11 protein-coding genes are annotated in these 10,126 nt (G+C 61.2%); all 11 read left to right on the plus strand.

Going from position 1 to position 10,126, the window contains the following annotated elements:
- Positions 1-15 precede the first annotated feature (15 nt).
- The gene (locus tag ACY69P_RS09550; protein ID WP_459898915.1) at positions 16-909 is read left to right on the plus strand and encodes a branched-chain amino acid ABC transporter permease; all 894 of its coding nucleotides are present in this window, start codon (positions 16-18) and stop codon (positions 907-909) included.
- A 66-nt stretch (positions 910-975) separates the two neighbouring features.
- Positions 976-2,040, plus strand: a complete 1,065-nt coding sequence (locus ACY69P_RS09555; protein WP_462327299.1) for a branched-chain amino acid ABC transporter permease — start codon at positions 976-978, stop codon at positions 2,038-2,040.
- Positions 2,018-2,803, plus strand: coding sequence for an ABC transporter ATP-binding protein (locus ACY69P_RS09560; RefSeq protein WP_462327300.1), 786 nt, complete (start codon positions 2,018-2,020; stop codon positions 2,801-2,803). The genes ACY69P_RS09555 and ACY69P_RS09560 overlap by 23 nt, the downstream gene beginning before the upstream one ends.
- Positions 2,796-3,503, plus strand: a complete 708-nt coding sequence (locus tag ACY69P_RS09565; protein WP_459898921.1) for an ABC transporter ATP-binding protein — start codon at positions 2,796-2,798, stop codon at positions 3,501-3,503. Before ACY69P_RS09560 ends, ACY69P_RS09565 begins: the two co-directional genes overlap by 8 nt.
- Before the next feature lie 76 nt (positions 3,504-3,579).
- A complete protein-coding gene (guaB, locus tag ACY69P_RS09570; RefSeq protein ID WP_459898923.1) occupies positions 3,580-5,094 on the plus strand; it encodes an IMP dehydrogenase in 1,515 nt (504 codons plus the stop codon).
- 30 nt (positions 5,095-5,124) lie between these two features.
- Positions 5,125-6,678: a glutamine-hydrolyzing GMP synthase gene (gene guaA / locus ACY69P_RS09575; RefSeq protein WP_462327301.1), complete on the plus strand. Its 1,554-nt coding sequence runs from the start codon at positions 5,125-5,127 to the stop codon at positions 6,676-6,678.
- 75 nt (positions 6,679-6,753) lie between these two features.
- Positions 6,754-7,077, plus strand: coding sequence for a Sec-independent protein translocase protein TatB (gene tatB / locus ACY69P_RS09580; RefSeq protein ID WP_404844332.1), 324 nt, complete (start codon positions 6,754-6,756; stop codon positions 7,075-7,077).
- Positions 7,078-7,305: 228 nt separating this feature from the next.
- Positions 7,306-8,043, plus strand: coding sequence for a twin-arginine translocase subunit TatC (gene tatC / locus ACY69P_RS09585; RefSeq protein WP_459900086.1), 738 nt, complete (start codon positions 7,306-7,308; stop codon positions 8,041-8,043).
- A 220-nt stretch (positions 8,044-8,263) separates the two neighbouring features.
- Positions 8,264-8,851, plus strand: a complete 588-nt coding sequence (gene hisB / locus ACY69P_RS09590) for an imidazoleglycerol-phosphate dehydratase HisB (RefSeq protein WP_459898926.1) — start codon at positions 8,264-8,266, stop codon at positions 8,849-8,851.
- Positions 8,851-9,501 (plus strand): hypothetical protein, encoded by a 651-nt coding sequence (locus ACY69P_RS09595; RefSeq protein WP_462327302.1) that lies wholly within the window; start codon positions 8,851-8,853, stop codon positions 9,499-9,501. The genes hisB and ACY69P_RS09595 overlap by 1 nt, the downstream gene beginning before the upstream one ends.
- The coding region (gene hisA, locus ACY69P_RS09600) for a 1-(5-phosphoribosyl)-5-[(5-phosphoribosylamino)methylideneamino]imidazole-4-carboxamide isomerase (protein ID WP_462327303.1) at positions 9,498-10,126 on the plus strand (629 nt) is incomplete at its 3' end. The genes ACY69P_RS09595 and hisA, both read left to right, overlap by 4 nt.

Genomic DNA, 10,126 nt, shown 5'->3' on the forward strand with positions numbered 1-10,126 from the left:
TGCCAAGGAGGCCCCGTGGAGCAATTCCTCGCCCAACTCGTCAACGGCCTGACCCTTGGCGTCATCTACGCCCTTATCGCCGTGGGCTACACCATGGTCTACGGCGTCATTGAGCTTATCAATTTCGCCCACGGTGAAATCTACATGCTGGGCGCGTTTTTCTGCGTCACCTTCATCACCGCGTTTGGGATGCCGTTTTATTTGGCGTTGGTGCTGGCTATGGGGTGCTGCGCGGTGCTGGGCATTCTGCTGGATATTGTCGCCTACCGCCCCTTGCGCAAGGCCCCGCGTCTGGCGGCGCTCATTACGGCCATTGGCATGTCCATCTTCCTACAGAATCTGGCCATGGTCATCTGGGGGAGCCGTCCCAAGCCCTTCGCGCAGGAAGCCGTCCCCGCCTACCTCAAGGCCACAGCCCTCGACATGGGCGGCGTGCATCTGACGTGGCTGCAGGTGTTCATCTTCGGCGTAACGCTGACCATGATGGCCGTCCTGTACTTCATCATCGCCCGCACGCGCATCGGCACGGCCATGCGCGCCCTGGCGCAGAACAAGACTGCCGCCGCGCTTATGGGCATCAACGTGAACTTTGTCATCGGCTTCACCTTTGCCCTTGGGTCGGCCATGGGCGCGGTGGCCGGGGTGCTGGTGTCGGTCTATTACAACACGCTGTACCCCACCATGGGCTATGTGGCGGGGGTGAAGGCCTTTGCCGCGGCTGTGCTTGGCGGCATTGGCTCCGTGCCCGGTGCGATGCTGGGCGGGGTTATCCTTGGCGTGGCCGAGGCGCTGGGCGCGGGCTACGTGTCGTCGCTGTACCGCGACGGTGTGGCCTACGCCGTGATGATTGCGGTGATCCTGTTCAGGCCGTCCGGCCTGCTGGGTAAATCCATTGTGGATAAGGCGTAGGGCGCATGCCACAAGCGCACAAGGAGCAACGCGTATGAACAGTGCTGGCAGAGGGGGAGGGCGGTCATGACCACGGCCAGAACGCGCATCCTGCGCCGCGTGATGGGCGTGGGGCTTGCCCTTGCGCTGGTGTATCCCGCGCTGCCGTGGGCCAGTGAGTATGTGATGCATGTCATGACGCTGGTGCTGGTGTACATGGTGCTGGCCATGGGGCTGAATATCGTTCCCGGTTTCTGCGGGCTGCTGGACCTTGGTTTTGTGGGGTTCTACGGCATTGGCGCGTACACCTCGGGCCTGCTCACCATCCATTATGGCATGCCGTTTTGGTTCATTGTGCCCCTTGCTGCGCTCAATGGCGCGCTGTGGGGCATTTTGCTTGGCGCGCCGACCCTGCGGCTGACCGGGGACTATTTCGCCATTGTCACCTTTGGGTTCAGTGAGCTTGTGGTGTTGTTCCTCACCAACGAAATTTGGCTGACGCGCGGTCCTCTCGGTTTGCCGGGGATTGATCCGGTGTCCTTGGATTTGAGCTTTCTCAACGAGGACTGGTTCTGGGAGTTCTTCGGCGAGCGGCCGTATTTCTACTTGGCGGTGGCGATGGCGGCGCTGGTGTACGTCATTGTGCGGCGGGTTGAGGATTCGCGCCTTGGGCGGGCATGGTTTGCCCTGCGTGAGGACCCGCTGGCCGCGGCCAGCTGCGGCGTGAATATCCTGAACTACAAGGTCATCGCCTTTGCCATCTCCGCCGGTATTGGGGCTCTTGGCGGTTCGTTCTTTGCGCGGTGGACCATGTTCCTGTCGCCGGACATGTTTAAGTTTTGGGAGTCGTTCCTTGTGCTGTGCATGGTGGTGCTGGGCGGGCTTGGCAATGTGAGCGGGGCGCTGGTGGGCGCGGTTATTCTCGTCTGCCTTGGCGAGGTGCTGCGCGAGGTGCTCCCCGCCCTTGGCATGCCGCCGGAGGTGCGGTTTCTTGCCTATGGTCTCATCATGGTGCTGATTATGCGGTTTAAGCCCAGCGGCTTTTTCCCCAACATTGCCGACGGCGGGCGGGGCAAGGCGCTGTGGGCCGAGGAGCGGGCCGCCAGCGCGCGGCATAAGGAGGAGAGCGGTGGAACCACTGCTGCGGGTTGATGGCCTGTGCAAGCGATTTGGGGGCCTGATGGCCCTTGCCGAGGTGAGCTTTGACGTGCGCCCCGGGGAGATATTGGGCCTTATCGGGCCGAACGGCGCGGGGAAGACGACGCTGTTCAACTGCATCGCCGGCGTCTATAAACCAACGCGCGGCGATGTGCTTTTTGACGCCGGAAACGGCCCGGTGCGCATGAATGGCATGAAGCCCGAGAAGGTGACCGCCCTTGGCGTGGCGCGGACTTTTCAGAATATTCGTCTGTTCACGGACCTGACGGTGCTCGATAACGTGCGGGTGGGGTGCCATTGCCGCTCGCGCGGGGGCTTTTGGGGCGCGGTGCTGCGCACGGCTTCGCAGCGGGAGGAGGAGCGGCGCATTGTGGCCGAGGCCATGCGGTGGATTGATTTTGTGGGCCTTGGCGACGTGGCGCTGAGCGGCGCGGCGTCCTTGCCGTATGGCGACCAGCGGCGGCTGGAGATTGCCCGCGCGCTGGCCACGCGCCCGCGCCTTATCATGCTGGACGAGCCTGCGGCGGGCATGAACCCGCAGGAGACGCAAATGCTGGTGGACCTTGTGTATCGCATACTGGACGCCGGGGTTACCGTGGTGCTCATAGAGCACGACATGAAGCTGGTTATGCGCATTTGTCAGCGGCTGGTGGTCCTTGATCACGGCATTCTGCTGGCCGAAGGGCCGCCGGATGTGATACGCAGAGCACCGGAAGTGGTGGAAGCCTATCTTGGACGGGGAGCCGCGCATGCTTGAAGTGGATGGCATACACACCTATTACGGCAGCATCCACGCGCTGCGTGGTGTGAGCCTGCGCATAGGCGCCGGGGAGGTTGTGACCCTTATCGGGGCCAATGGCGCGGGCAAGACCACAACGCTTATGAGCATCAGCAGCGTCACCCCGGTCCGCGAGGGGCGCATCACTTTTGAGGGAGACGACATCACCCGGATGTCTTCGGAACGGATTGTGGCGCGCGGCGTAACGCAAGTTCCGGAGGGGCGGATGATTTTTCCTGCACTGACGGTGGAAGAGAATTTGCGTATGGGCGCATATCTGCGTAAAGACAGGGACGGCGTTCGCCGCGATGCGGACATGGTCTACGATTTGTTCCCCGTTTTGCGCGAGCGCCGCCGTCAGCATGGCGGAACTTTATCTGGTGGCGAGCAGCAAATGCTTGCCATAGGGCGTGCGCTTATGGCACAGCCACGTCTCCTGCTTTTGGACGAGCCTTCGTTGGGACTCGCGCCCATCGTTGTGGAAAATATCTTCGAGGTCATCAGACAAATTAACCGCGCCGGAACAACCGTGCTGCTGGTGGAGCAGAATGCGCAGATGGCGCTTTCCGTTGCCCACCGTGGCTACGTGCTTGCTACGGGGCAGGTGATAATGGAAGGGACCTCCGAGGAACTCCTGAACGATCCAAAGGTACGGGCTGCCTACCTTGGCGAGGACTGAAGCGTCGGTCCCGCCCTTTCGGTGCTTGCCCGTGCCCCAGACCCCACCTTTCAAGGACGCATGGAGTAACGTAATCATGGAAAAAGTTGTTTTGAGAGGACTGACCTTCGACGATGTCCTGCTTCTGCCCGCCTACTCCGAGGTGTTGCCGGATTCCGTCGACGTGAGCACCAAGCTGACGAATGACTTGCGGCTCAACATTCCTCTGGTCAGTGCGGCCATGGACACCGTGACCGAGTCCGAGATGGCCATCTCTCTCGCGCGCAATGGTGGTGCTGGTGTTATCCACAAGAACATCACCATCGAGCAGCAGGCGCTTGAGGTCGAAAAGGTCAAGAAGTCCGAGTCCGGAATGATTCTCGACCCCGTCACCATCCCCCCGGAAATTTCCGTCGGTCAGGCTCTGGGCGTGATGTCCGACTACCGCGTTTCCGGTTTGCCGGTGGTGAAGAATAACCAGCTTGTGGGCATCCTCACCAACCGCGACGTACGCTTTGTGACCAAGCTGGACACCCCCGTCAGCGACGTGATGACCAAGGAACGTCTGGTCACCGTGCCCGTCGGCACCACCCTTGAGGAAGCCAAAGAGCACCTGCACGCCAACCGCATCGAAAAGCTCCTCGTCGTGGACGACCAGAACAAGCTGCGCGGCCTCATCACCATTAAGGACATTGAGAAGATCAAAAAGTATCCCATGTCCTGCAAGGATGAGCACGGCCGCCTGTGCGTTGGCGCCGCCATTGGCGTTGGCAAGGACAGGGACCAGCGCGCCGAAGCCCTGCTGAAGGCCGGCGTGGACTTCCTCGTTCTCGACTCCGCCCACGGCCATTCTGCCAACATTCTGCGTTCCGTTGAGGCGCTGCGTGGTCAGTTCCCCAAGGCCCGCATTGTGGCCGGCAACGTGGCCACCTACGACGGCGCCAAGGCCCTGTTCACCGCAGGCGCAGACACCGTCAAGGTTGGCATCGGCCCCGGCTCCATCTGCACCACCCGCGTGGTTGCCGGTGTGGGCGTGCCGCAGATTTCCGCCATTATGGAAGGCGTGCGCGCCGCCAAGGAATTTGACCGCTGCATCATCGCTGACGGCGGCATCAAGTTCTCCGGCGACGTCGTCAAGGCGCTGGCCGCTGGCGCGGACTGCTGCATGATGGGCTCGCTGTTTGCCGGTACCGAAGAAAGCCCGGGTGAGACCATCCTCTATCAGGGCCGGACCTATAAGATTTATCGCGGCATGGGATCCATCGACGCCATGCGCGAGGGAAGCTCCGACCGCTACTTCCAGGAGAAGCAGGCACAGGCCGAACAGCAGGAAGCCGTTGTCTCCGGTGGTCGACTTTCCGACGATTCCAAGAAGCTGGTGCCCGAAGGCATTGTGGGCCGCGTGCCCTACAAGGGCCCGGTGACCGACAGCATCTATCAGCTGCTCGGCGGCCTGCGCTCCGGCATGGGCTACACCGGTTGCGGCACCATTCAGGAACTCAAGGATAAGGCACAGTTCACGCGCATTTCCCCTGCGGGTCTGCGCGAGTCGCATGTGCATGATGTCATCATTACCAAGGAAGCCCCGAACTACCGGGTGGATTCCTACTAACCCGTCCCTGAAGACAAGGCGGATTACTCAATGCAAAACGTGGATTCAGTCGTCATCCTCGACTACGGGTCCCAGTATACCCAGCTTATCGCGCGTCGCGTGCGCGAGGCTGGCGTGTACTCCGAGATCCTCACCTGCGAGGCGACCCCTGAAGAGATCAAGGCCCGTGACCCTCAGGCCATTATTCTGTCCGGTGGCCCCGCCAGCGTCACCGGCGAGGATTCCCCCGTTCTGAACAAGGAAATCCTCGACTGGAACCTGCCTGTCCTTGGCATCTGCTACGGCATGCAGCTTCTGGCCTATAATCTTGGTGGACGCGTCTCCGCCAGCGAGGACCGCGAATACGGCCGCGCTGACTTGGAGCTGTCCGGTTCCTGCCCCCTGTGGGACGGCCTGCCGGAAAAGGACAACCACGTTGTGTGGATGTCCCACGGCGACCATGTGGACGCTGTGCCCGAGGGCTTTGAAATCATGGCCCGCACGCCCAACGTTCCCGTTGCGGCCATGGCGGACGTTGATCGCAAGATCTACTGCCTGCAGTTCCACCCCGAGGTGGCCCACACCGACGACGGCACGCTCATCCTGACGAACTTCCTGTTCAAGGTCGCTGGCCTCAAGGCCTCCTGGACCATGAGCTCCTTCGTTGATTCCTGCGTGGCCGACATGCGCGCCACCATCGGCGAGGACGAACACGTGGTCTGCGGCCTGTCCGGCGGCATTGACTCCACCGTGGTTGCCCTGCTGCTGCACAAGGCCATCGGCAAGCGCCTGACCTGCATCTTTGTGGATAACGGTCTGCTGCGCATGAACGAGGGCGAGGAAGTGATCGGCTACCTGCGCGAGCACTTCGAACTGAACCTTGTGTGGGTGCAGGCTCAGGACGAGTTCCTGAACAAGCTGAAGGGCGTGGATGATCCCGAAGAAAAGCGGAAGATCATCGGCCACACCTTCATCGAGGTCTTTGACCGCGAAGCCAGCAAGATCCCCAACGTGAAGTACTTGGCGCAGGGCACGCTGTACCCTGACGTCATTGAATCCATCTCCTTCAAGGGTGGCCCCAGCGTGGTCATCAAGAGCCACCACAACGTGGGTGGCCTGCCCGAGAAGATGAAGATGGGCCTCGTTGAGCCGCTGCGTGAACTCTTCAAGGACGAAGTCCGCCGCGTGGCCGTGGAACTTGGTCTGCCGGATTCCATCATCTGGCGCCATCCTTTCCCCGGTCCCGGTCTGGCGATCCGCGTTATTGGCGAGATCACCGAGGAGCGTCTGGAGATTCTGCGCAAGGCCGACAAGATCGTGCAGAACGAACTCCACGCCGCCGGTTGGTACAGGAAAGTGTGGCAGGGTTTCGCTGTCCTCTTGCCCTTGAAGACTGTCGGGGTTATGGGAGATGATCGCACGTACGAACATGTCATTGCCCTGCGTGTGGTGGATTCCATCGACGCCATGACCGCGGACTGGACCCGCCTGCCTTCCGAACTGCTGGCACGCATGTCCAACCGCATCATTAACGAAGTCAAAGGTGTCAACCGCGTGGTGTACGACGTTTCGTCGAAGCCTCCGGGAACCATCGAATGGGAATAAGACCGTAATCACGGTTTGACAGGGCGGCGGCGCGGCCAGCGTCGCCGCCTTTAACTCTGCAACCAAGGTCGGACCATGTTTGGAATCGGCAGCACCGAACTTCTTCTGATATTGGGCATTGCGCTTCTGGTCATCGGCCCCAAGAAGCTCCCGCAGATGGCGCGCAGCCTTGGCAAAGCCATGGGCGAATTCAAGCGCGTCTCCAACGACGTCAAGCGCACCATCGACGCCGAAGTCGACCGCGTGGAAAAGCAGGAGCAGACCTCCCGCGCCAAGGCCGAACTCAAGCCCGAGGACGCCCCTCGCCCCAAGGCCGAACAGGCCGAAGACAGCGAGAAGCCCACCGCCGCAGCCACGGCGGAATCCGCCGACGCGGCGGCTGACTCCAAGAACGCCTAAGCGGGAACCCAGCACATGAGCGAGAACGATCGCAAGCCTGAAGATTTGGACCAGAATCTGCCCGTGGATGGTCAGGACGACGGCGACCCCTCCGCGGAACTCCCCGAAGACGACGACACCACAACCGAATCCACAGCCGACGCTGACGCCGCAAGCGAGGACGCTCAGGACGCAGACGCCGCAGAAGACGCGGCAGAAGAAGGCGCTGAGGACGATGAACTTGTGGAGATGGGCCTGTTGGACCATCTGGAGGAGCTTCGCATTCGGCTGACGCGGTGCGTCATTGCCGTCATTGTGGGCCTGTTTGCGTGCTATGGCTTTGCCGAGCAGATTTTCGACTATCTGCTGATGCCGCTCAAGCCCATCCTGCCCGAAGGCTCCACCCTTATTTTCACGGGCCTGCCGGAAGGCTTCTTCACGTACATCAAGCTTTCGGCCTTTGCCGGACTCTTTTTGACCAGTCCGTACCTCTTCTATCAGATTTGGGCCTTCATCGCGCCCGGACTGTACAAGGAGGAGCGGCGCTGGGGTATTCCCGTCGCGCTCTTTTCCGCAATTTTCTTCACAGCTGGCGCATGCTTCGGCTACTTTGTGGTGTTCCCCATCGCCTTTGAATTCTTCATGGGCTTTGAGACGGAACTCATCAAGCCGCTGCCGAGCCTGAAGGAATATCTCTCCTTCAGTTTGAAGCTGCTCATGGCCTTTGGTGTGGCCTTTGAGCTGCCGCTGTTTATTTTCTTCCTCGCCCGCCTTGGCATGGTGTCATCCAAGTGGCTGCGCGAAAAGCGCAAGTACTTTGTGCTGGTGGCCTTCATCACCTCCGCAGTGCTGACCCCGCCGGACATCGTGTCCCAGTGCTTCATGGCCGGACCGCTCATCATCCTGTATGAGCTGGGCATTGTTGTGGCGTGGATGTTTGGCAAGGCCGAGCCCAGAAAGCAGCAGGCCGCCGAATCCGAATCCTAGCGCCGCCGGGTGCGCCTCGTCGCGCCCAGATGGCCCAAGCGACCTTTCTGCGCCCCCTCCCACCGGGAGGGGGCGCTTTTTTGCGCGTGACTGCAAAGTGCTGGCCTGAGGGGCTGTTTTGTGCATCTCGCTTTGACCTTGCAGGGGAAAACAGGCATGCTACTGGGTGCAGGATAGGGTTTGGTAACTCCCTTGAACACCACATGAAACGGAGAAGCTCATGGCACTGCGCGCCGCGCAGATTACGCGCACCACTCGCGAGACGGACATCACTCTTTCGCTGACCCTCGACGGCAGCGGAACCACGGACATCGCCACCGGAATTGGCTTTGCAGACCATATGCTCACCCTGATGGCCTTTTGGGCGGGGTGGGACCTGACCCTCAAATGCGAGGGCGATACACATATTGACGCGCACCATAGCCTTGAAGACGTCGGCCTGTGCCTTGGCGCGGCCATTGCCGACGCCATTGGCTCCAAGGAAGGCATCGCCCGCGTGGGCAATGCCCGTGTGCCCATGGACGAGGCCATCACACAGGTGGACCTCGACATCTCCGGACGCGCCTATTTGGTCTATGACGACGCCGTTGTCCCGGACCTCGTCGCTGGCGAGGAAAAGGACGTCTGGCGCGAATTCTTCAAGTCCGTGGCGTTCCGCGCGGGCCTGAATCTTCACATGCAGTTCCTGTATGGCCGCAACGCCCATCATCTTTTGGAATCTGCCTGCAAGGGCTTTGGTCTGGCGTTTCGTCAGGCGGCCTCGTGCGAGCGCAGTGGGGTGCTGAGCACAAAAGGGAGGCTTGACTAATGAAGACGCGGAAATCACTCTATTTCTTGATGCTCGCGGCTGTCGCCGTGCTCCTTTGTGCCGGTTGCCAGCGGGCCAATGTCCCGGTGGAAGGCCCGCAAGGGTATATTGGCGTTGTCTTCTTCAACCAGCCCGAAACTTCAAGTGAACTGCTGGCGGGCTACATTCCCGAGAATGCCAAGCCCGTAAAGACCGAGGTGCTTGAAGGGTTGGATATGCAGCTGCGGGAAGCCCTCGCCGAAAGTGGAACCACGGATTATGTGCGGCCCGGCGCGGCCTTGCGGTGCACGCACATCGTTATTTCCCGGCTGGCCAGCGTGCGCGCCACCGCGTCCTTGGACCAGTGGGTGGGCGTTGGCATGTGCCTTGGCGTGGACTACCTGTTGGTGCCCCAGCTGCTCTACTGGCAGGAGCGCGACGGCAGTGAAGTGGCCGTCCGTGAGCCCGCCGCCGTTGTTCTGGACCTGTTCCTTGTGGACGTGAACGCTGGCACCATTGCGGCGCGGTATCACTTCGACGAGGAGCAGCTCTCGCTCACTGAGAATATTTTGGAAGCGGACAAGTTCGTCAAACGTAAAGGCAAGTGGATCACGGCAACTGAATTGGCCCGCGAAGGCATCAGCCGTGGCGTGAAGGAGCTCGGATTGTGATCGTTTTTCCCGCAGTCGACATCAAGGACGGCAAGTGCGTCCGTTTGAAGCAAGGGTTGGCCGACAAGGTCACCGTCTTTAACGACAGCCCCGTGGACGCCGCCATGCATTGGCTGGAGCACGGCGCGCGCTATCTGCACATCGTCGACCTCGACGGCGCTTTTGACGGCCACCCCGCCAACTACGAGCAAATCTCCACCATCTGCTCCAAGCTGGACATCCCCGTGCAGCGTGGTGGCGGCATTCGGGATATCAAGACCGCCGCGGCCTACCTTGAGGCCGGTGTGTCCCGGCTTATCATCGGCACCATGGCCCTTGAGGACCCGGACCTCTACGGCGAGCTGTGCGCCGCCTTCCCCGGCCGCATCGGCGTCTCCCTCGACGCCGTGGACGGCAAGCTCAAGACCAAGGGCTGGGTGGAGGATTCCGGCTACACCGTGTTCGACGTTATCCCCCGCCTTGAAGAGCAGGGGACCAGCTTTATCATTTACACCGACATCAGCCGCGACGGCATGCAGTCCGGCGTGAACGTGGACGCCCTTGCCAAGCTGTGCGAAGCGACGAGGCTCCCCGTTGTCGCCGCCGGCGGCGTTGCCACCATGGACGACATCCGCGCTCTTTACCC

This window comes from Desulfobaculum sp., assembly GCF_054921475.1.

Bases quoted from the DNA above. Each gene is read 5' to 3' on its own strand.
- tatB (WP_404844332.1), top strand. From the start codon at position 6,754: ATGTTTGGAATCGGCAGCACCGAACTTCTTCTGATATTGGGCATTGCG.
- guaB (WP_459898923.1), top strand. From the start codon at position 3,580: ATGGAAAAAGTTGTTTTGAGAGGACTGACCTTCGACGATGTCCTGCTT.
- ACY69P_RS09555 (WP_462327299.1), top strand. From the start codon at position 976: ATGACCACGGCCAGAACGCGCATCCTGCGCCGCGTGATGGGCGTGGGG.
- tatC (WP_459900086.1), top strand. From the start codon at position 7,306: ATGGGCCTGTTGGACCATCTGGAGGAGCTTCGCATTCGGCTGACGCGG.
- hisB (WP_459898926.1), top strand. From the start codon at position 8,264: ATGGCACTGCGCGCCGCGCAGATTACGCGCACCACTCGCGAGACGGAC.
- ACY69P_RS09565 (WP_459898921.1), top strand. From the start codon at position 2,796: ATGCTTGAAGTGGATGGCATACACACCTATTACGGCAGCATCCACGCG.
- ACY69P_RS09595 (WP_462327302.1), top strand. From the start codon at position 8,851: ATGAAGACGCGGAAATCACTCTATTTCTTGATGCTCGCGGCTGTCGCC.
- guaA (WP_462327301.1), top strand. From the start codon at position 5,125: ATGCAAAACGTGGATTCAGTCGTCATCCTCGACTACGGGTCCCAGTAT.